At 65.9% G+C, this 21651-nt stretch carries 17 protein-coding genes and 1 pseudogene; 8 read left to right on the top strand and 10 right to left on the bottom strand.

All coding sequences use genetic code 11. The annotated features are described in order from the left end of the window. Positions 1 to 9 precede the first annotated feature (9 nt). Positions 10 to 747 (bottom strand): alpha/beta hydrolase, encoded by a 738-nt coding sequence (locus RJT37_RS13980; protein ID WP_313685391.1) that lies wholly within the window; start codon positions 745 to 747, stop codon positions 10 to 12. A 60-nt stretch (positions 748 to 807) separates the two neighbouring features. Here RJT37_RS13980 and RJT37_RS13975 point away from each other — a divergent pair, with 60 nt between their 5' ends. From RJT37_RS13975 to RJT37_RS13965, 3 genes and pseudogenes are all read left to right on the top strand, one after another. Then, a complete protein-coding gene (locus tag RJT37_RS13975) occupies positions 808 to 1626 on the top strand; it encodes a PspA/IM30 family protein (protein WP_313685389.1) in 819 nt (272 codons plus the stop codon). A gap of 124 nt (positions 1627 to 1750) precedes the next feature. Further along, positions 1751 to 2873 (top strand): annotated as a pseudogene (locus RJT37_RS13970) (DUF7972 family membrane protein). Positions 2874 to 2943: 70 nt separating this feature from the next. Further along, positions 2944 to 4494 (top strand): glutamate-cysteine ligase family protein, encoded by a 1551-nt coding sequence (locus RJT37_RS13965; protein WP_313685385.1) that lies wholly within the window; start codon positions 2944 to 2946, stop codon positions 4492 to 4494. A 17-nt stretch (positions 4495 to 4511) separates the two neighbouring features. Here RJT37_RS13965 and RJT37_RS13960 read toward each other — a convergent pair whose 3' ends face one another. Continuing rightward, positions 4512 to 4931 carry a DUF5820 family protein gene (locus RJT37_RS13960; protein ID WP_313685383.1) on the bottom strand — a complete coding sequence of 140 codons (420 nt, stop codon included), beginning with the start codon at positions 4929 to 4931 and terminating at the stop codon, positions 4512 to 4514. Positions 4932 to 5293: 362 nt separating this feature from the next. On the opposite strand from RJT37_RS13960, the gene RJT37_RS13955 reads away from it, so the two are divergent. From RJT37_RS13955 to RJT37_RS13940, 4 genes are all read left to right on the top strand, one after another. Further along, the gene (locus RJT37_RS13955) at positions 5294 to 7363 is read left to right on the top strand and encodes a PrkA family serine protein kinase (RefSeq protein WP_313685381.1); all 2070 of its coding nucleotides are present in this window, start codon (positions 5294 to 5296) and stop codon (positions 7361 to 7363) included. Between the two features lie 124 nt (positions 7364 to 7487). Beyond that, entirely contained in the window at positions 7488 to 9701 is a 2214-nt protein-coding gene (locus tag RJT37_RS13950; RefSeq protein WP_313689986.1) for a PrkA family serine protein kinase, read from the top strand. Continuing rightward, complete coding sequence (locus RJT37_RS13945) at positions 9692 to 11050, top strand: YeaH/YhbH family protein (protein WP_313685379.1); 1359 nt, start codon at positions 9692 to 9694, stop codon at positions 11048 to 11050. Before RJT37_RS13950 ends, RJT37_RS13945 begins: the two co-directional genes overlap by 10 nt. Before the next feature lie 37 nt (positions 11051 to 11087). Next, positions 11088 to 13103: a SpoVR family protein gene (locus tag RJT37_RS13940; protein ID WP_313685378.1), complete on the top strand. Its 2016-nt coding sequence runs from the start codon at positions 11088 to 11090 to the stop codon at positions 13101 to 13103. 36 nt (positions 13104 to 13139) lie between these two features. Here the strand turns inward: RJT37_RS13940 and RJT37_RS13935 are convergent, their stop codons facing one another. From RJT37_RS13935 to RJT37_RS13900, 8 genes are all read right to left on the bottom strand, one after another. Continuing rightward, complete coding sequence (locus tag RJT37_RS13935) at positions 13140 to 13415, bottom strand: ubiquitin-like small modifier protein 1 (protein ID WP_313685376.1); 276 nt, start codon at positions 13413 to 13415, stop codon at positions 13140 to 13142. A gap of 54 nt (positions 13416 to 13469) precedes the next feature. Then, positions 13470 to 13688 (bottom strand): hypothetical protein, encoded by a 219-nt coding sequence (locus RJT37_RS13930; protein WP_313685374.1) that lies wholly within the window; start codon positions 13686 to 13688, stop codon positions 13470 to 13472. Between the two features lie 62 nt (positions 13689 to 13750). Then, positions 13751 to 14911 (bottom strand): AbrB/MazE/SpoVT family DNA-binding domain-containing protein, encoded by a 1161-nt coding sequence (locus RJT37_RS13925; RefSeq protein WP_313685373.1) that lies wholly within the window; start codon positions 14909 to 14911, stop codon positions 13751 to 13753. A 3-nt stretch (positions 14912 to 14914) separates the two neighbouring features. After that, complete coding sequence (phoU, locus tag RJT37_RS13920; RefSeq protein WP_313685371.1) at positions 14915 to 15589, bottom strand: phosphate signaling complex protein PhoU; 675 nt, start codon at positions 15587 to 15589, stop codon at positions 14915 to 14917. A 4-nt stretch (positions 15590 to 15593) separates the two neighbouring features. Beyond that, on the bottom strand, positions 15594 to 16505 hold the full coding sequence (pstB, locus tag RJT37_RS13915) for a phosphate ABC transporter ATP-binding protein PstB (RefSeq protein ID WP_313685370.1): 912 nt from the start codon (positions 16503 to 16505) through the stop codon (positions 15594 to 15596). Beyond that, the gene (gene pstA / locus RJT37_RS13910) at positions 16498 to 18108 is read right to left on the bottom strand and encodes a phosphate ABC transporter permease PstA (RefSeq protein ID WP_313685369.1); all 1611 of its coding nucleotides are present in this window, start codon (positions 18106 to 18108) and stop codon (positions 16498 to 16500) included. Before pstA ends, pstB begins: the two co-directional genes overlap by 8 nt. Beyond that, on the bottom strand, positions 18108 to 19229 hold the full coding sequence (gene pstC / locus RJT37_RS13905; RefSeq protein ID WP_313685367.1) for a phosphate ABC transporter permease subunit PstC: 1122 nt from the start codon (positions 19227 to 19229) through the stop codon (positions 18108 to 18110). Before pstC ends, pstA begins: the two co-directional genes overlap by 1 nt. Before the next feature lie 63 nt (positions 19230 to 19292). After that, entirely contained in the window at positions 19293 to 20486 is a 1194-nt protein-coding gene (locus RJT37_RS13900) for a substrate-binding domain-containing protein (protein ID WP_313685366.1), read from the bottom strand. A gap of 199 nt (positions 20487 to 20685) precedes the next feature. Here RJT37_RS13900 and RJT37_RS13895 point away from each other — a divergent pair, with 199 nt between their 5' ends. Then, positions 20686 to 21618 carry a halo transducer protein gene (locus RJT37_RS13895; protein ID WP_313685365.1) on the top strand — a complete coding sequence of 311 codons (933 nt, stop codon included), beginning with the start codon at positions 20686 to 20688 and terminating at the stop codon, positions 21616 to 21618. Positions 21619 to 21651 lie beyond the last annotated feature (33 nt).

The raw sequence follows: 21651 nt of genomic DNA, 5'->3' as shown, positions 1-21651 counted from the left end.
TCTCACTGTTTACCGCCGAGCGCCACTCTCGTTGGCGGCGCTCGGCGGGAAGAGACGAGAGTACTCATTATGAAGCGGTGGCGCCAGGAAGTCGGCGACGTCGGCCGCGACCGTTCCGGCTTGCCCGACGAAGAAGTGGTCCGCCGCGAACTCGACGACCTGGTACCCCCGTTCGCGCGCAGCCTCAACGACCGGTATGACGTCGGCGACGTCGTCGCGGCTGCCGTAACAGACCTGCCCCGGGATCTCCGTCGGTAGTTCCTCGAGGTCGGCGACGACGTCGATTCCGCCGAGGTCGCTGTCGTCCGGGGCGTCCGGGGCCGACCGTTCGGTCCCGATGCGGGCGGGCGGCGCAAGCGCGGAGGTCGCCTCGACATCGGCGCCGTGGGCCGCAGCGGACAGTGCAACTGTCCCGCCGAAACTGTAACCGAATAGGCCGATGCGGTCGTAACGCTCTCCCGCCCAGTCGACGGCGTTGAGCGCGTCGGTCCGCTCCCCTCGCCCCCCGTCCCAGGCGCCGTAGTCGAACCGGAGGCAGTCGACCCCCTCGGCGGAGAGTGCCTCACTTACCGCCCGGAGACGCTCGTCGGTGCGGTTCCCACCGTGCTGCGGGTGCGGCGGACACGCGACGACGCAGGCGGCGTGCTCGCCCGCCTCGTTTGTCGACTTCGACGCCGAGCGCGCGCCGGCCACGTCGAGCGTCCCGCGGGCGTCGCGGCCGCCCGGGAAGAATACAGTCTCGGCCATTCGAGTGGCCGGGGGTTCGGCACGGGAGGTTTTAATTCCGGCGCCCCTAACGTGGCGTATATGGGAATTCTCTCACGCGCGTCCTACGTCGTCCGCTCGAAGGTGAACGCCCTCCTCAATCGCGCGGAGGACCCGACCGAGACGCTCGATTACTCCTACGAGCAGATGCGCGACGAACTGCAGGACGTCAAACAGGGCATCGCCGATCTGACAACCCAGAAGAAGCGCCTGGAGATCCAGAAGCGACGCTTAGAGGAGAACGTCGAGAAACACAACGAACAGGCCCGCGAAGCCGTCCGCCAGGACCGCGACGACCTCGCGCGGCAGGCGCTCGAAAAGAAGCAGGCGAAGATGTCCCAGATCGAGGAGTTAGAGGGTCAGATCGCCGACCTCCAGGGGACGCAGGAGGACCTCGTCGAGAAGAAGAACGAACTCCAGAACCGCATCGAGGAGTTCCGGACAAAAAAGGAGACGATGAAAGCGCGGTACGAGGCCGCGGAGGCGTCCTCGCGCGTCTCGGAGGCGATGACGGGCGTCGGCGACGAGATGAGCGACGTCTCACGGGCGATCGAACGGGCCGAAGAGCGGACCGACGAGATGGAGGCCCGCTCGGAAGCGATGGACGAACTCGTCGACACGGGCGCCTTCGACGACGCGCTCTCTGATAAGGACAGCATCGACCGTGAACTCGAAAGCGGGCGAACGAGCGCCGAGGTCGACACGGAACTCGAGACGCTCAAAAGCGAGATGGGCGAGCCAGCCGAGGAGGATGGGGGCGCCGACGCGGAGGCCGAAACCGAGGTCGACGCCGCTGATCTCGACGTCGCCGACTCCGAGGTCGAAGCCGAACTTGAGGAACTGAAGGACGACGAGAACTGAACCCGACTGCTTGGTCCATTCCTGTGCCACACGGGGCTGTGATCGGCGGTACACTGTCACAGCAGTCCGTATGAGACGGACCGGGGATGCGGTCGGAGCCGACGAGCGCCCCGAGAGAACTTCGATGGACACGAAAGCCACTTCCACGGACGAAGAACCGAGCGATACGATGCAGCGGCGGGGCGAGGAGAGCACCCTGAAACTCTGGATTCCGTTGGAGGCGAACCGGTGGGTCGTCGCCGCGGCCGTCCTGTGTGTTCGTTCTCGGCACGCTCGGATCCGCCGCTGTCCTCCCGCACCGGGTCCTCCTGGAGTCGGGGGATCCGGTCGAGACGCTGTTTCAGGCGCTCATGACGGCGACGGTCACGAGCGTGACGCTCGTCGTCTCGATCAACTCGCTCGTGCTCTCGCAGGAACTCGGGCCGCTCGGCGACCAGCGCGAGCGGATGGAGGGCGCGATATCGTTCCGGCGGGACGTAGAGGAGGAACTCGGGATCGACGTGGCGGCCCCGACGCCCGCGGCGTTTCTGCGGGAACTGGTCGCGGCCGTGGGAGAGCGGGCGCGGTTTCTCTCTGCGGCCGCCGACGCGGATAGAAGCGACGACGTCGAGCGTGTCGCAGATTACGCGGCAGATCTCCGACGGCACGCCGACTCGGTCGAAGCAGACCTCCGAGGCGAGGAGTTCGGAACCTTCGGCGTGCTGTCGGCCGCGCTGAACTTCAACTACTCGTGGAAGATCTACGAGGCACGGAAACTGCGGGCGCTATTCGCGGACGGGGACGAACCGACGCCGAGTGACCGGACGACGGAGGGGACGACGACGGATGAAACGACTGCCGAGAACGACGCCTCGGACCCACCCGAGGGCCGCCGGGACCTGTCCGCAGCGCTCGACGAGGTCGTGGCCGTGCTGGTGCTTTTCGGTCCGGCCAGAGAACATATCAAGACGCTGTACTTCCAGTGGGTCGATCTCTCCCGTGCGATGCTGTACAGCGGCGTTCCGGCGCTCCTGGTCGGGACGAACCTGCTTCTCTTTCACGGCGCGCTGTCCGGGTTTTCGGCGACGGCACTCGGGCTTCCACACTACGTCTGGATCGTCGCGGTCGCGGCGGCGGTCACCATCGCTCCGTTCGCGGTCCTGCTGTCGTTCGTCCTGCGGATCGGGACGGTCGCAAAGCGGACGCTCTCGATCGAACCGCTCATCCTGCGGACGACCAGCACCGACAACGGCGACCGGGGATCCTGAGTGTAATCCGGGACGGGCGGGAGCGCCGAGCCGACAGTATCAGTACCCGTCGGCTTCGATGGGGAAGGTAATGACGGAGACGATCGATGCCGTGCGGGCGGCGCTCGACGCTGAGAGACGCGATGCGTTCGAGCGCCGTGTCCAGCGCGAGGCCGATTCGTTACGGGAGGACGTCGCTGCCGGCCGCTACGACGCTTCTGACTTCGCGGTCGGTATGGAACTGGAAGCCTACGTGGTCGACGACGCGACCCAACTCGCTGAAGCGCCGGAGGAACTGTTCGACATCGACGGCTGCAGCCCGGAGCTCGGCGTTCACAACCTGGAACTTCACACGGCGCCGGACGTACTCTGTGATACCGGCATCAGACGGCAGTTCGACGAACTCTCCGGGGTCGAATCGCAGGTTCGGGACCTTCTCGGCGCGGTCGACAGACGGCTCGTCCTGGATGCGATGTGGACGATTCCGCCGGCGGAGGGAACGCGGGCGTACCTCGGCGCGGGGACTGAGACCGACGGCATCTTTCTGGCGGAGAATATGCGCCCGATCCCGCGGTATCTCGCCCTCGACGGGGAGATCCGCGAGCGGAACGGCGGGCAGATCACGCTGAATCTGCCGGGGCTCGAAACCGCGGACTCGATGCTGGTCGAGTCGCTGGCGACCTCGATGCAGCCGCACCTGCAGATTCCGGACCCCTCGACCGTGCCGCGGTATCTGAACGTCGCCACGCGGACGATGGGACCGATCCTCTCGCTTTCGGCGAATTCGCCGTTTCTGCCGGCTGATCTGTACGAGGAAGACGATCCCGATCTCCTGGATCGAACGCCGCACGAACTCCGCATTCCCATCTTCGAGCGCTCGGTCGACGAAGGATCGGAAAAGTGCCGCGTCGCCCGCGACGTCGACGACGTCGACGAACTGATCGGGCGGATCGCCGACGATCCGACACTCGTCGCCCCGCCGGATCTCGGGGACGACGAATCCGGTGCCGGCGGAGCGAAAGGGGACGACGGCGGGGAGCGATATCCCGCCTTCGGCGCCAAGCGCGGGACGTACTGGCGGTGGGTGCGGCCAGTCTTCGGCGGCGACGTTCCGCGCTCGCCCGATGGTGAGACCCCACCGGATGCGGACGGCGCATCTGTCCGTATCGAGTACCGGCCGCTGCCGACCCAGCCGACGCTCCGCGACACCGTCGGCGTCCAGGCCCTCGTCGTGGGCGTGCTCTGCGGCGTCGACGCGGCCGACCACCCGCTCGCGACGCTCCCGTGGGCGGACGCCCGGGATTCTTTCTACGCCGCGGTCGACGACGGTCCCGACGCCGACCTCCACTGGGTGACGCGCGACGGCGACCGGACCACCGCAACACCCCGGATCTACGACGAACTGTTCTCTTTGGCGCGCCGCGGGCTGGCTGACCTCGGCGTCGGCGAGAAGACGATCGAATGGGCACTCACGCCGGTCGCGGAGCGCCGTGAGCGGACCCATACGTCGCCGAGCGCGTGGAAGCGGGCGAAGGTCCGCGAGGCGCTCGATGCGGGCGCGACAGTCCCCGAGGCGATCCGCGAGATGCAGACGACCTACGTCGAGCGGGCCGCAAGCGACACGCCCTTCGCGCGCTGGTAGTCGGTCGGCGCCCGGACCTACGCTTCGCCGCCCAGTACCGCATCGAGTTGCGCGAAGTACGACTCCCGGGGCACCTGATACGGCTCCCGGTAGTCGATCTCGCCGTCGGCAAACCGCCGCCCGAGGTCGTTGGCCCCCTCGACGGCGGCCTCGCGACTCTCGTACGAGTCGACGACCGCCTCGATCTCCGGTTCGAGCGTCAGCACGACGTGCCAGGTGTCGGTCGGGACGTGTGCGGCGCCCGGACGCTGCGCGCGCGAGCGATTCGAGATCATAATTGTCGGAATACACTCCGCCGGGAGGTCGTTGTCCTCGTTGAAGACGTCCGGGCGGAACACGAGGATTCGACGTCCCCGCGGCTCGTCGTTCCAGAGTGTCCAGCCCGGGGGCGGCGCATCCGCTTTGTCGCGCTCGGCTCTGTCGTCGGTGCCGTCCATACAGCCCATTCATCGCCGCTCGTACAAACCCGTTCTGTCCGTCGAGGCCGCCGGGTCGTGACTCCGTCCTGCAATTTAGGAATGATCTCGAAGGAAGGCTTATGTGTGTCGATCACTCACACACGTCTCGTCTCGGTCAATCGGATCGAGCGACTACCCGCACACGCACTGCCAGACTGCCTCGACGTTCTGTCGCCCGTCGCCGTCCTGTCGCCGTCGTTCCGTGACGTCCCGTCGCGCGTGTGTGACTGTGGTACGTAAAGACGTATCACATAGGGCCGCCAGTGCACGACGCGGTCGTGCGCTTTCATCCCCCGTCGACCGGACGGGGGCGCGGCGTCGCTCCCCGGGACGGACAAACAATGAACGGTGACAGAGCAACCCTCGAATCCCTGAGTCGGCAGTACAAGGAGTCGGTGCCCGAGGACCTCCGCGAAGCCAAGCGCTTCGAGTGGTACCTCGACGCCGTGTACGACGACCCCAAGATCGCGCGGAACGCCCACCAGCGCGTGGCGGATATGTTCGACCATTACGGCACCGACTACGACGAGGACGCCGGCGTCGTCGAGTACCGGATGGCCTCGGAAGATCCCCTCCACGACGGTGAGAATACCTTCTACGGCCGGGAGGTCCACGAATCGATCCACGAGTTCGTCAACAAGGTGAAATCCGGCGCCCGAGGACTGGGGCCGCAAAAGCGGATCAAACTCCTTCTCGGGCCGGTCGGCTCCGGGAAGTCACACTTCGATTGGATGGTCCGCCGGTACTTCGAAGACTACACCACGAAGGACGCCGGCCGGATGTACACCTTCCGCTGGACGGATCTCTGCGACGTGATCCGCGATCAGGATCCCGACGACGACGTCGTCCGCTCGCCGATGAACCAGGACCCCCTGGTGTTGCTCCCGCAGGAACAGCGCGACGGCGTCATCGAACGGCTCAACGACCGCCTGGACGCGCCCTACACCATCCGAAACGACCAGACGCTCGATCCGGCCTCGGAGTTCTACCTCGATTCGCTGCTTGCCCACTACGACGACGACCTCCGTGCCGTCTTAGAGAACCACGTCGAGATCGTCCGGCTTGTCGCTTCCGAGAACAAGCGCCAGTGCGTCGAGACGTTCGAGCCGAAGGACAAGAAGAACCAAGACGAGACCGAACTGACCGGCGACGTCAACTACTCCAAACTCGCGGTCTACGGCGAGTCGGACCCGCGGGCATTCGACTATGCGGGCGCGTTCTGCAACGCAAACCGCGGGCTGTTCTCCGGCGAGGAACTGCTGAAACTCCAGCGGGAGTTCCTCTATGACTTCCTGCACGCCTCCCAGGAGCAGACGATCAAACCGAAGAACAACCCCCGGATCGACATCGATCAGGTGATCGTCGGCCGGACGAACATGCCCGAGTACCGCGAGAAGAAGGGCGACGAGAAGATGGAGGCGTTCAACGACCGGACCAAGCGGATCGACTTCCCGTACATCCTCGAGTACGACGAGGAGGCCGAGATCTACCGGAAGATGCTCCGGAACGCCGACGTGCCCGATATGCACATCGAACCGCACGCCTTAGAGATGGCCGGCCTGTTCGGCGTCCTCACCCGCATCACCGAACCGGACGGTGGCGTCTCGCTCGTCCAGAAGGCCAAAGCCTACAACGGCGAGATCGACGACGGCGACGACATCGACGTCCGGAAACTCCGGGAGGGCGGCGAGACGAAGGCCGACATCGCCGAGGGGATGGAAGGCGTCTCCGCGCGGTTCATCGGCGACGAGATCGCCGAGGCCATCATGGATTCGACCCACCGTGGCCGATCGTACCTGTCGCCGCTCTCGGTGTTCTCTCACTTCGAGGCCAACCTGGAGAACCACGGGTCGATCCCGGAGGACAACCTCGATCGGTACTACCGCTACCTCGAACTGGTCCGCGAGGAGTACAAGGAACGCGCGATCGAGGACGTCAGACACGCCCTCGCCTACGACATCGACGAGATTCAGCGGCAGGGCGAGAAGTATATGGATCACGTGATGGCCTACATCGACGACGACACCGTCGAGGACGAACTCACGGGCCGCGAACAGGACCCCGACGAGACGTTCCTCCGGTCGGTCGAGGAGAAACTCGAAATCCCCGAGGATCGGAAGAACGACTTCCGCCAGGAAGTCTCGAACTGGGTCTCCCGCCGGGCCCGCGACGGCACCTCCTTCGACCCGCAGGACAACGACCGCCTCCGGCGCGCCTTAGAGCGGAAACTCTGGGAAGACAAGAAGCACAACATCAACTTCTCGGCGCTGGTCAGCGCCAACGACCTCGACGACGACGAACGGAGCGCGTGGATCGACGCGCTGATCGAGCAGGGGTACTCCCCGGAGGGCGCCCGCGAGGTGCTCGAGTTCGCCGGCGCGGAGGTGGCAAAGAGCGAACTCGAGGAGTGAGCCGATGACCGCAAACTCCTACCCTGGCCCCGGTTCCGACCCAAGTTCGGGGTCGGGCCCCGACGCCGCGCGGGACTACGTCGAGGCCGCCGACGACCACCTCCGCGGCACCTACGAGGAGCCGATGAGCCTCGCAGAGTACGTCGATGCCGCCTTCGAGCGACCGTCGGTCGCCGCTCACGCCTCGAAGTACCTGCTGGACGCGATCGAATCGATGGGCACGCGGACGGTCCTCGAAGAAGGGGAGACGCGCGAGCGGTACCGCTTCTTCGACGACCCCGAGAACGACGGCGAACACGCCGTCCTCGGCAACACGGAGGTGCTGAACCGCTTTGTCGACGACCTCCGGACCATCGCGGCCGACCGGGGGAAATCGGAGAAGATCCTCTGGTTCGACGGCCCGACTGCGACGGGGAAGTCCGAACTGAAACGCTGCCTGATCAACGGATTGCGCGCGTACTCGAAGACCCCGGCCGGCCGGCGCTACACGGTCGAGTGGAACATCGCCGCCGCGGACGACACCCGCGGCCTCTCGTACGGCGGCGAGACGACCGCCACCGATCGGGAATCGGACTGGTACGAGAGCCCGGTCCAGTCGCACCCGCTGTCGGTGTTCCCGCCGAGCGTGCGCGAGGAGTTGCTGGCGGCGCTGAACCGGGAAGCCGACGGCCACGTCCCGATCACGGTCGCAGAGGAACTCGACCCGTTCAGCCGGGAGGCCTACGAGTATCTGGAGGAGCAGTACCGCCGCGAGGGGACGCGGGACCTGTTTTCGGCGGTGACTGACCCCGCTCACCTGCGTGTGAAGAATTACGTCGTCGACGTCGGTCAGGGGATCGGCGTCCTCCACTCCGAGGACGACGGAACGCCAAAAGAACGGCTCGTCGGGTCGTGGATGCCGGGAATGCTTCGCGAACTCGACTCCCGCGGGCGGAAGAACCCGCAGGCGTTCAGCTACGACGGCGTGCTCTCGCAGGGCAACGGCCTCCTGACGGTCGTCGAGGACGCCGCCCAGCACGCGGACCTGCTCCGGAAACTCCTGAACGTCCCCGACGAGGGGCGCGTGAAACTGGACAAGGGCATCGGGATGGACGTCGACACGCAACTGGTCATCATCTCGAACCCCGACCTGGACGCCGAACTCGACAAGTACGCCGACCGCAACGGCCGCGACCCGCTGAAGGCGCTGAAGCGCCGGCTGGACAAACACGAGTTCCGGTACCTCACGAACGTCTCCCTCGAAGCGGAACTGATCCGCCGAGAACTCACAGCGGAGACGACTGTCTGGGCCGTCGACGACGAGGAAGAACTCCGCGAGCGGGTCCGCGCCCCCCTCTCGATCGACGTTCGCAGCGGGAAGGGAACGGTCAGGGCCCGGGAACTGGCACCGCACGCGGTCGAGGCCGCGGCGATGTACAGCGTCCTCACGCGGCTCGACGCCGAGGACGTGCCGGCGGGCTATGACCTTCTCGACAAAGCGTTGCTCTTCGACTTCGGCTACCTCCGGGAGGACGACGGCCGAACCTCGATCGAGGAGTTCAATTTCGACAGCGACGACGAGGGGATTCACGGGATCCCCGTGACCTTCACGCGCGACGTCATCGCCGATCTGTTACACGAGGACACCGAGCGGCGGCACGCCGACCTCGACGTCGAGCGGGTCGTGCTCCCCGAGGACGTGCTCGATGCGATGGCCGACGGACTGGGGAACGCCCCCGTCTTCTCCCGCTCGGAACGCGCCGAGTACGAGGGCCGAGTGTCGATGGCGAAGGCGTACGTCCGCGACAGACAGGAGACCGACGTGCTCGCGGCGCTGCTCTCGGAGCACTCCGTCGAGCGTGAGACCGTCGCCGAGTACGTCGAACACGTCTACGCGTGGGACGGCGACGAACAGGTCGAAACCGAGCGCGGCCCGGCGGATCCGGATCCGCTTTTGATGAAGCTCTTCGAGACCGAACAGCTCGGACGGTTCGGCGACGGCGACTACCGCGGCAACGAGCCGAAAGACCGCGTCGAGGAGTTCCGCCGCGAGCGGATCATCACCGCGTTGAACCGCTACGCGTGGCAGAACCGCGACGAGGGGTTCACCGTCGACGACGTCGATCTGACCGAGATTCCGGTGATCCGCTCGGTGCTCGACACCTACGACTGGGACGACGTCCGCCGGCTCTACGAGGACTTCGACCCCGCACACTGGGAGGACCCGCCGGAGAACACGGAGACTGAACGGCTGAAGGAACGGACTATCGCGGAACTGACCGACCGGGGCTACACGCCCGCGTCGGCGGAGTTGACCAGCCGCGCGGTGATGCGCGAGGTGAGACACCGATGGGACTGAGAGAGGACCTCGAACGGTTCCGGGAAGTCGGCGAGGAACGGCGCGAGGACCTCGAATCGTTCATCCGCTACGGCGACCTCAGCGGCTCCGACGCCGACCACATCGAGATCCCGATCAAGGTCGTCGATCTGCCGGAGTTCACGTACGACCAACTCGACCGCGGCGGCGTCGGCCAGGGCGACGGCGACACGCCGGACGTCGGCCAGCCCATCGGCCAACCCCAGCCACAGCCCGGTGAGGGCGACGGCGACGAGGACGGCGAGGAGGGAGAGCCCGGCGAGGAAGGCGGCGATCACGGGCACTACGAGATGGACCCCGAGGAGTTCGCAGAAGAACTCGACGAGGAACTCGGCTTGGATCTGGAACCGAAGGGCAAGGAAGTGATCGAGGAGATCGAGGGCGACTTCACCGACGTCACTCGGACGGGCCCGAACAGCACCCTCGATTTCGAGCGGCTGTTCAAACGCGGCCTCAAGCGGAAGCTCGCGACCGACTTCGACGAGTCATTCGTCCGCGAGGCGATGAGGGTCGCGGGCGCGACGCCCCGGTCCGTGTTCGAGTGGTGTCGGGAGGAGAACATCCTCGTCTCGCTGTCGTGGATCGAGTCCGAGTGGGACGAGATCGACGACGACCAACGCGGCCGCTGGGGCTCCTTCGAGGAGATGGCAGAGAACGTCGAGCGCACGACCACAGTCCAGCGGATCCGCCGCGACGGATTGAAACAGATCCCCTTCCGGCCGGACGACGAGCGGTACCGACATCCGGAGATAGAGGAGAAAAAGCAGAAGAACGTCGTCGTCGTCAACATCCGCGACGTCTCGGGGTCGATGCGGGAGACCAAACGCGAACTCGTCGAGCGGACGTTCACGCCGCTTGATTGGTATCTTCAGGGCAAGTACGACAACGCGGAGTTCGTCTACATCGCCCACGACGCCGACGCCTGGGAGGTCGACCGCGAGGACTTCTTCGGCATCCGCTCGGGCGGCGGGACGCGGATCTCCAGCGCCTACGAACTCGCAAAGGAAATCCTCGAAGCGGAGTACCCGTGGGCGGAGTGGAACCGGTACGTCTTCGCCGCGGGCGACTCGGAGAACTCCTCGAACGACACCACGGAGAATGTCGTCCCGCTGATGCGAGAGATCCCCGCGAACCTCCACGCGTACGTGGAGACCCAGCCCGGCGGCACCGCGATCAACGCGACGCACGCCGAGGAGGTCGCACGGGCGTTCTCCGACCGCGACGACGTCGTAGTCGCCTCGGTCGGATCGGCCGAAGACGTCACCGACGCGATCTACCAGATCCTGCAGCCGGAATCGGAGACGACCACGGACGCGCCGGAGGCATCGTGATGCAGCCGAACGAAGCACCGCGACACGAACCACGACTATGACCGCACGACCACGAAGTTTCAGACGGGCGGCACGCGAGGAGGCCGAGCGGCTCGAAGAGCCGGTGCAGGAGGCCGCCGCGCTGGCGCGAAAGCTCGGCCTCGACCCCTACCCGGTGAACTACTGGATCGTCGACCACGACGAGATGAACGAACTCATCGCCTACGGCGGGTTCCAGTCCCGCTACCCGCACTGGCGCTGGGGGATGACCTACGACCGCCAGAAGAAGCAAGACCAGTTCGGGATGGGCAAGGCCTTCGAGATCGTCAACAACGACGATCCCAGCCACGCCTTCCTGCAGGAGTCGAACTCCCTGGCAGATCAGAAGGCGGTCATCACCCACGTCGAGGCCCACGCGGACTTCTTCCGCAACAACGAGTGGTTCAGCCGCTTCTCGGGCGACGGCGACCTCGACGCGGCCGCGATGTTGGAGCGACACGCCGAGACGATCGAGCGGTACATCGACGATCCCGACATCGACCGCGAGGACGTCGAGCGCTTCGTCGACGCCGTCACCTGCCTGGAAGACACGATCGACCAGCACTGGCCGCTGTCGGTCGACAGGGGCGGCGAGCGAACCCAGCCCGAGGACCTCCGGGACCGGCTCGAGGAGATGGACGTCTCCGAGACGGTCCGCGGGGAGGTCTTCGACGACGAGTGGCTCGACGACCTCGCCGAATCGGAGGCGGCCGCCGCCGACCTCGACCGCCCGCGAACCGACGTGCTCGGCTTCCTCAGAGAGCACGGAACGGTCTACGACGAGGAGGACGGCGAGGCCGTCGAGATGGAAGCCTGGCAGAAGGACATCCTGGATCTGCTCCGCCGGGAGGCGTACTACTTCGCCCCGCAGAAGATGACGAAGACGATGAACGAGGGGTGGGCAGCCTTCTGGGAATCGATGATGATGGGCGAAGAGCGCTTCGCGGGCACCGACGAGTTCCTTACCTACGCCGACCACCAAGCGCGGGTGCTGGGCTCGCCGGGGATGAACCCCTACAAGCTCGGCAAGGAACTGTGGGAGTACGTCGAGAACACCGCCAACCGCCGCGAGGTGGCCGACAAACTGCTCCGCGTCGAGGGCATCACCTGGCGGAACTTCCACGACGCCGTCGACTTCGAGCGCGTGCAGTCGCTTCTGGAGCCACCGGAGGCGATCGATTCGATCCGATCCGACACCCTGACTGACCTCGCCGCGCTCCCCGACGACGACTCGCGGGTCGACTGGGAGACGCTGGATCGGGCGCTGTCTGATCCCGACGCGGTCGACGTCGACCGCTACCCGTGGAAGGTCCTCACCTACGAGGGCCTGGCCGAGCGGCACTTCTCGCTCGTGAAACCCCAGAATAGGGGATTCGTCCGCCGGATTCGGCGTTCGGAACTCGAACAGCTGTCGCGGTATATGTTCGACGACACGAAGTACGAGAGCGTCGAGGCGGCGATCGACGATGTCGACAAAACCGCCGGCTGGGACCGGATGGCGGAGATCAGAGAGAGCCACAACGACGTGACCTTCGTCGACGCGTTCCTCTCTCCGGAGTTCGTCGAGGCGAACGACTACTTCACGTACGAGTACACGCGGTCGACCGGCGACTTCCGCGTCGCCTCCACTGATCCCGAGGACGTGAAAAAGAAGCTCCTGCTGCAGTTCACGAATTTCGGGAAGCCGACGATCGCGGTGTTCGACGACAACTTCGAGAACCGCGGCGAACTCCTCGTTGGCCACCGGTACAACGGCATTATGCTCGATCTCGACGAGGCCCGGGACGTCCTCGAACGCGTCCACGAACTGTGGGGCCGGCCGGTGAACCTGATGACGATCCGCAAGGAGTACGACGACCACGAGGTCGAGGTCGCCCGCCGGCGCAATCGCGAACCGGAACCGACCGAGGTCGGGATCAGGATCCGCTACGACGGCGACGCCTTCGAGGAACACGAACTCGACCCCGAACTGGAGGCGCGGATCGAGGCCGCCGACGTCGACTACGACACGAAGCCCGACGAGTGGCTGTCGTAGGCGAGTCCGGCGCTGTCGCTGTCTTTCTCTCGCCCGCTATCGCGCGCCACCGGTGACCGGCGGGAACATCGCGAGTTCGTCTTCGGCCTCCACCGGGTCGGAGAGGGACGCAGGCGAGCCGTTCCGCATCAGGTTCACGTCCTCGGCCAGCGCGTCTCCGTCGAACACGCGATCGCGCAGGGCCTCGCGGTCAGCCAGCAGTGCGTCGAGTGCGTCTTCGACGACCGCGTCGGAGTCGATCGAGACGGTGTGTTCCCGACCGTCCGCGACTTCGGCCAGATCGGCGAACAGTCGCCAGGTAACCGTGTGCATACTCCCACTCGCGTGCCGGGCGAGTTGAGCGTTACGGGGTTGGACGAGCCGCCCTTACTTCCGCTCCGATGCTGCCGCCTCCCTGGCGACCTTCCGGAGCCGTTCCGGGCGGGCAACGAGATACAGTTCGTCGCCCGATACAAGCGTTCGACTTCGTGCCGGAATCGGTTCGATGCCGCCTCCCTCGCTCCGAACCGCGGCGACGGTTACATCGATGCTCCCGACGGTCGCGCCGTCGAGTTGGCTGCCGGCGCCGACGGTGACGACGTCCATCGTCTCGTCGGCGGCGCCGAGCGAGACACCGGTCGCGCACTGAGGTCAGCGCGGAGCTCGAGTTACTGTGTCTCGTCGTCGCCGTCGACCGGTGTCGACGGGGTTGGAGAATCAGAGCTAGTCGCGATATCGTCGTCGACCGATGTCGACGCATCCGAAGAGTCAGTTTCCCTGGCCGTTCTCTCGCCTGTGGTCACGACGTCGTCGTCGACGGGCCCGTCGACACCCAACTCGCCGCGACGGATCGCCCGCCGCAGCGCCAGTTCGGCAATGTTGCCGCCGTGTTCGGCCGTCCGCCGGAGTCGATCGTAGGCCAGTCGGTACCCCGGATCTATGGTCACAGCTGACTCGGAGCCCGCTTCGAGTGCATCGAGGTCGGTCAGCACGGCGTCACGGTCGCTCAGCACGCGCTGTGCGACGCCGACATCGAGATCACCCACGACGACGCCCACGGCGTCGGCGACGACCTCCCGAGCCCGTTCGGCGAGCGTGGCGGTCCGTTCCCGCACGGTGTCCGTCATCGGCGCGTCTGTCGTCGCTGCGACCGTGGTGAGCCCCTCGGCGTGGTCGGCCACGCGCTCCAGTTCGCGTGTGGTCAGCCACAGCTCGAACAGCTCCGAGCGGGTGACGCCGAGGGCGTCCACTTCGTCGAGTCGGGAGAGCCCCCGACCGAGTGACCGTTCGATCAGCGCGTACAGCCGGTCGGCCTGTTCGTCGCGTCCAGCGAGCGACTCCGGCGACGCCGCTCCGGTTAACGCGGCGGTCGCATCCCGGTGCATCGACAGGGCGACGAACCGGAGCTGTCTGACCGATTGGTGGACCGAGATTTCTCCGGGATCCAGCGGCGTCACGAGGCGGATCGACGCTTCGCTTTCTTCGAAGATTGAGATGCCGGTGAGGTTCTGGACGGTCCGCTCGACGACCCGTCGCTGCTCGGCGGTGAATCCGTCTTCGGATTGGAGCGTCACCTCGGTGACGCCGGCAGCGTACGCCGCGCGGATAATCTGTTCGAGGGGTCCCGCCTCGTCGTTCTCCACGCCGATGGTAACCGCTGCCGGAAGCTCGTCGGTCTCAGCCTCGGTCTGGATCACCACGACACCGTCGATGTGAGTGTGGAGGTTCACGACGTCGCCTGCGTCGAGACCCTGGGACGCTGCCCACTCCCGCGGGAGCGACACGGTGTAGGTGCCGCCGCCGACCGACTGTATCTTGCGAGTCTCCATCGGTCAGTAGATGAGCTCCGGATCGTTTTCGATCATATACAGCGTCCGTGCGGCGATGTTGACGGCGTGATCGGCGATCCGTTCTACGTCCCGGATCGTCAGGAGGATCCGCGAGACGTCGTCGAGGATCCGCTCGACCGCCCACGGATCGGTCTTGGTCTCGTTCTCGATCAATCCCCGGGTGACGGTCTCGCTCGCCCGCTGACAGACGGCGTCGATCTCGTCGTCGCGGTCGGCGATCTCACGACAGGCGGCCGCGTCCGCTGCGGCGTAGGCGTCGAGGCTCCGCTCGAACAGTGCCCTCGCGTCGCGGCCGATGTCGCGAAGGTCGAGGTCGATCCCACTCGACTGTCGGACCGAGCGCGTGTACTGGACGAGGTTGACCGCCAGATCGCCGACGCGTTCGATGTCTGTGAGTATCTTGAAGGAAGCGACGACGGTCCGGAGATCACCAGCAACGGGCTGTTGCAGTGCGATCAGATCGATACAGCGACGTTCGAGATCGAGATAGCGATCGTTTATCTCTTCGTCCCCGGCAGCGAGAGCGAACGACTGGGGCGCTTCGGTGGCTCCGATGCCGCTTACGGCCACTTCGAGCCGTTCGAGGACCAACTCACCCATCGCCAGCACGTCCGCGCGGAGCTCAGAGAGCGACTCCTGATACGATTCACGCGGCACGGAATCACCCGAACTTGCCGGTGATGTAATCCTCGACGCGTTCGCTTTGGGGGTTTTCGAAGACTTGATCTGTGTCGCCGTACTCGACGAGTTTCCCACCGGTGAGGAACACAGCCGTCTGATCTGAAATCCGCGCGGCCTGCTGCATATTGTGGGTGACGATCACGACGGTGTACTCCTCGCTGAGTTCGTCGATGAGGTCTTCGATCTTGGCGGTCGCGATCGGATCGAGTGCGGAGGCCGGCTCGTCCATCAGGATGACCTCCGGGTCCACGGAGAGACACCGGGCAATGCAGAGGCGTTGCTGCTGGCCGCCGGAGAGGCCGAGCGCGTTGTCGTCGAGTCGGGCTTCGACCTCGTCCCACAGCGCAGCATCGCGGAGACACCGCTCGACCAGTTCGTCGCGGTCGGCCTCGTTGCTGCGGCCGAGCAGTCTGGCGAGCAGACCGGTGTTGATGTCGCCGTGCTTTTCGGGACCGTACGCGACGTTCTCTCGGATGGACTTCGGGAACGGGTTCGGCGACTGGAACACCATCCCGACGCGCTTGCGGAGCTCGACGAGGTTCACACCCTCCTGGTAGATCTCCTGGCCGTCCAGGGCGACGGAGCCGTCTATCCGTGCGCTGGACACGCGGTCGTTCATCCGATTGAGACACCGGAGGAACGTGGATTTGCCGCAGCCGGACGGCCCGATGAGCGCGGTGACACTCTGCTCGGGAATCTCCATCGAAACCCCATCCAGCGCCTGGTCGTCGCCGTAGTACACGTCGAGGTCCTCGACGGCGACCTTCGTGCGGCCGTCGAAGGAGTAGTCGCGCCACTTCTCGCGCACGCGTTCGTCAGTCTCGCCCGCAGTCGTCTCCACTGCGCCGTCGGTGCCTCCTGTGTCGGTCGACATCTGTTGTGATTTACTCATAGTTGAGCTTCCTCCGGAAGTAGTACCGCGCCCCGATCCCGATCGCGTAGAACGAAAGCACCACCAGAAGGAGAACGAACGCGGTTGCCCACTGGAACTGCTCGGGTGAGGTGACGCTGTCGCCCAGTCCGACGCCGGCCGTGATCAGGGCGTACAGTTGGAACGGGAGTGCGGTCGTCGCCTGGAGGAGTTCGGGGTTGGCGACGAACGGCGGCGTCGAGGTGAACTGGAAGCCGCCGATGACGTCGACTGTCTGTCCGCCCGGCACGAACGTGCCGCCCGTCATCGTCAGCAGGATCGGCGCTGTCTCGCCGGCGATCCGTCCGACGCCGAGGATGACGCCGGTCACGACGCCGGGAAGCGCTGCGGGGACCACGACGCTCCGGATGGTCTGCCACTTCGAGACGCCGAGTGCCGCGCTCGCATCGCGGTATTCGTCTGGGACCGCGAGCATCGCCTCGCGGCTCGTGATCAGCACCAGCGGCAAGAGCATAAACCCGAGTGTCAGCATCCCGGAGAGCAGGGACTTGCCGCCGCCGAACCGCGGGACGAGGAAGGCAAAGCCGAAGAGCCCGAACACGATGCTCGGCGTGCTCCAGAGCCCGTTGGTCGCGATCTCGACCACCTGAGTGAACCGTCCGCGCTCGGCGTATTCGGTCAGGAAGATCGCCGCGCCGACGCCCAGCGGGACGGAAAACAGGACCGCCCCGACGACCAGCCAGATCGTCCCGGCGATCGCCGGTAGCACGCCTTGGAAGTCGTTGAGCAGCGCCACGCCGTTCATCACGAACGGGAGAGACACCGGGAGGGAGATGCCGAAGACCGCCGGGCCGGCTCCGGGGCCGACCTCGGCGCCGGTGAACAGTCCCGGTAGCCCCTTGAACGTGGTGAACGCGACCAGAATGAACAGGACGCCGACGATCGAGCCGGCGTTGAGGTAGATGAGCAGGTACGCCCCCATCCGCCGGCCGCGGGCGCCGAAGCCGCCGTAGGCCTTCGCGGCCGCCCACCCGGTCAGGAGGGCACAGAACAGGGTGGCAACTGGAATCACGAACTCCGCGGTCAGCGACGCCTGTTGCTCGAAACGCAGCTCCCAGACCCACCCGGGACCGATCGTGCCGGTGACGTACGCCGCGCCAGTGAGCAGGCTCACCGCGCCCGCCGGGAGTGTCGATCCGACGTCCTCGCGCGGGACGGCGGTCACTGCGAAGGCCGCGCCGCCGACGAGGAGGGCAGCGACGATCGAGCCGATCTCGCCTGCGTTTACGACCTGCGCCGCGATCGCTCCCCCGATCGTCAACCACACGATCGAGAACGCCGCCGCCGCGACGAGGCCGGCGCTCTCGCTGGGTTGGGTCTCGACGACGCCCAGATACGAGCCGACGCCGAACACGATCACGGCCCCCCCGAGCAGCAGCAGGACGCCGCCCAGTATCGCGACGACCGGCACGCCGCCGACCGGGTCGCTGATCGTGAGTACCTCGAAGAGAGCCGCAAACGACAGTACGAAGAGCACCGCCGCGAGCCCGATGGCCACGGCCGCGACCGCCGTCGCCCGAGAGGTGTCCCGGCTGACGAGCCGAGTCTCGGTCGCACCCGCCATCAGTTCTCACCTCCCAGCTTCCGTCGCATCTGCCATTCGATGTACTGCGAACCGATCGAGATAACGAGAACGGTGAGAAAGAGGATGACGCCCGCGGCGAACAGCGCGTCCATCTGCAGGCCGTCGGCCTCGCCGTAGTTGTTCGCGATCAGCGACGTGAGCGTTGCCTGGCCGTAGAACGCGTTGTACAGCGGCTTCGTCAACTGCGGGACGCCCCGGAGCATCACCGTCGCCGCCATCGTCTCGCCGATCGCGCGCCCGACTCCGAGCAGGACCGCCGCGGAGACGCCGGAGAACGCGGCCGGCAGCGTGATGGACGTCATCGTCTGCCAGTCTGTGGTCCCCATCGCGAGCGACCCGCTCTTCATCGATTCGGGCACGCTGCTCAGGGCGTCTTCGGCGACCGAGACGACCGTGGGAAGCGCCATCAACCCGACGACGATTCCGACGAACAGGTACGATCCCTGGCCGGTCGTCCGGAACTGATCGGCAGCCCACGGGCTCAGGATGGTGAATCCGATGAATCCGTACACGATCGAGGGGATGCCCGCGAGGATCTCGACGCCGGGTTTGACGACCTCTCTGACCGTCGCAGGGGCGATCTCGGAGAGGAAAAGCGCCGCGGAGACGCCGAGCGGCGCGGCGACGGCGGTCGCGATGATCGTCACCATCGCCGTGCCGTGGATCATCGGCACCATCGAGTACCGGACCGGGTCCGACACCGCATCCCACCGGGCCTGCGTGAACATCCGGAGCCCCGGCACGCTGATCCCGAGGACTGTCCCGCTCTCGTAGACGAACACCGGAATCGACTCCACGAGGATGAACAGGGTGATCAAAAGCAGGATCAGGATGGTCGAAGCCGTCATCGCGAGGGTCAGCATCCGTGCGGTCAGCCCCTGGTGTCGGACCCACCCGTAGCCGGCCGTCGCGAGAAAGGCCGTAAAGGGGACGATCGTCAGCGGGGAGACGAGGAGGAACCCGGCGAGCGCCGCGAGGAGCGACCCCACCATCAGCCCGACAGTGAGGACTGCCTGCGGCTCCTGGTCGGCGACGAATCCCGAAAGCTGCTGCCACCGCCGCGTGAGCGCGTCGCGCGCGTCGGTTTGTACCCTCGTCATATCGTGTCTAGTGTCTGTAGTGTGACAAAAAATCCGAACTGTGTGCGGGCCACGGACGGCTCGTTACGCCTGGTCCGGCAGCTTCGCCGCCTCGGACTCGATGTCTGCGGTCGGAAGCGGGATGTAGTTGTTCTGCTCGACGAAGACTGTCTGGCCGAACGTGGTCAGGAACATATTTAGGAACGCGCCTTCCCGCAGATCGGTCCCGCTCGGGGTGTCATCGGTGATTTTCGTGTACATATGGAGATCGCGGTTGAGCGGGTAGGCGCTGTCGAAGATCGTGTTCTCGGCGTCCTTGTCCGGCTCATAGAGCGTTCCCTCGAACTCGATACCGATCGGCTGGACGGACTCGCTCGTGAACGCCAGCGCCATATACGCGATCGCGCCGTCGTTGTTGGCGACGGCCTCGGCGACCTGCTGATTCTGTCCGAAGCGCGAGTCGACGCCCGGCATCGGCGCGTCGGCGCCGCCGAGCATGTTCAGACGGAACGCGGTGTCGGTACCAGAGCCCTCAGCACGGCCGATGACGAATATTTCCTGGTCGGGGCCCCCGATCTCCGACCAGTTCGTGATCTCGTCCTGGTAGATCCCGCGGATCTGCTCACCGGTGAGCTGCGTGACGCCGGCATCGTAGATGTCGCTGCTGACGACGACCGGCTGGCCGTCGCGGCCGACCACGTGGTCGACGAACTGCTCTTCGGCTTCGGAGTCGCTGAGGTCGAGTTCCGCGGTGATCGGCCCCGAGGAGTTGCCGATGTCGACGAGGCCGTCGCGGACCGCCTTACACCCGGTTCCGGAGTGGCTCAGGCTCACCGTCGTCGGGAACGGCGCCTCGGAACGCTGGTTCGTCGGCTCGAACCCGTACAGCCCCGCGAAGTGGTCGGCGAGGTTCTGGTCGGTGTCGAGTTCGTCCCACCCGGGGACGGTGCTTTCGTCGTTCGACCCCCAGTACTCGCCGTCGCTCGGCGGCGCATTCGCGTTCCAGTAGGAACTGCCCTTGTTCGAGATGGGGTACACCGTCGACGACCCCTCGGCGTTGAGCAGGCTCGTGTTCATTCCGTCGTCGCTGCTCGAACTGCTACTGTCGCCCCCGTTCCCGCCCGAATCGCTGCCGCTGTCCCCCGAGGCCTCGTTACCGCCGTTTCCGCCTTCTCCTTCGGCGGAACAGCCGGCCAGGCCAGCCGCCCCGATCGCCCCCGACGTGAGGAGGAATTTCCGGCGTGATACTCCTGTGCCGCCCGAGTTGCCTTCTGGCATCACCTGTTGATACCCCGATCTCTAATAAACCGGTTTATAATACCCCTATCGGGCAGTCCGTGTGACTGGGCACCGCCCTGGAGCGCTCTGTCCCAGGCAAGACCGATATATAGCGCTCCGGAGCTGTCTGGACGACTCAATTTACCTCGGTACCGGAATTACCGAAGATATACGGAGTAGAGGTGGTGAGACAACGGATATGAGTACATCGGGTTCGATCGGACTCCCGGTCGACGACGTGATCGACGCGGTCGACGACTGCGACGCCGACGCTGCGCGGGCGGCGCTCGATCCGATCACCGACGACGGGACGGTCACCCGGAACGCAATCGAGACTGCAGTTTCGGACACGTCGAAGCTCCTCGCCACCGCCGAGACGCGAGTCGAACTTGTCGGGAACGCCTACGAGGACGCAGTCGCGGCGGCCGATCCTGTCGCCGACCTGGACATCGTCCGCGTGCGACTCGACGGGTTCGCCGAACGGCTCTCTGCGGTCGAATCGCGGATTTCGGAGCTACGGCCCGATCTGACGGTTCCTACGGACCTCTCGGAGCGTCCGGAGTCGGCGTACGAACTTGCCACGGAGCTTCGAGCGGTCGCGACCGACGCACAGGGCATCGCCACGACGGCGGACGACCTCTCGTTCGACATCGAGGAGTTCAGGTCGTGGCTGGCACGGCCCGCCCGACGGCACGACGAGTTCGACGAGGACGTCGACCTCGTCTACGATTCGGTCGAGGAACTCGCGGCTGTCGTGGCGGATTTGCCGGGTGAGACGGCTGACCCGGCAGCTCAGTGGGCAGCTGCGAGGATGCGGGCGCACGTGTTGTCGCTTCTGGCCTCCGACCTCCGCGCCGAACTCCGAGACCTCCGTGCCCTCGCCGAGCGCGACGGGACCGAGGTCCCGGCGGACTTTTCAGAGCGGCTGGAGCGGATCGAGATCCACACCGCCGAGATCGAGGCCGAACTCGAAGCGCCTGCCGACCGGGCGTGGCGCGACCGGTTCGGAAGCGACCTCGCGGCTTTCGAGGATGCTCTCGATCCGTTCGAGCCGCCGGTCGATTGGGGCGCCGTCGAGCGAATCGTCGCGGAACATCGGCCGGAGACAACAACGGCAAGCGACGCCGATTGAGCGATATCCCGGAGTGCTACTCTCTGCTATTGT

It is taken from the genome of Halobellus marinus (genome assembly GCF_032113415.1).
GTDB lineage: Archaea > Halobacteriota > Halobacteria > Halobacteriales > Haloferacaceae > Haloquadratum > Haloquadratum marinus.
The sequence above is the reverse complement of the archived record's forward strand: the minus strand, read 5'-3'. Positions and strand labels throughout refer to the sequence as shown.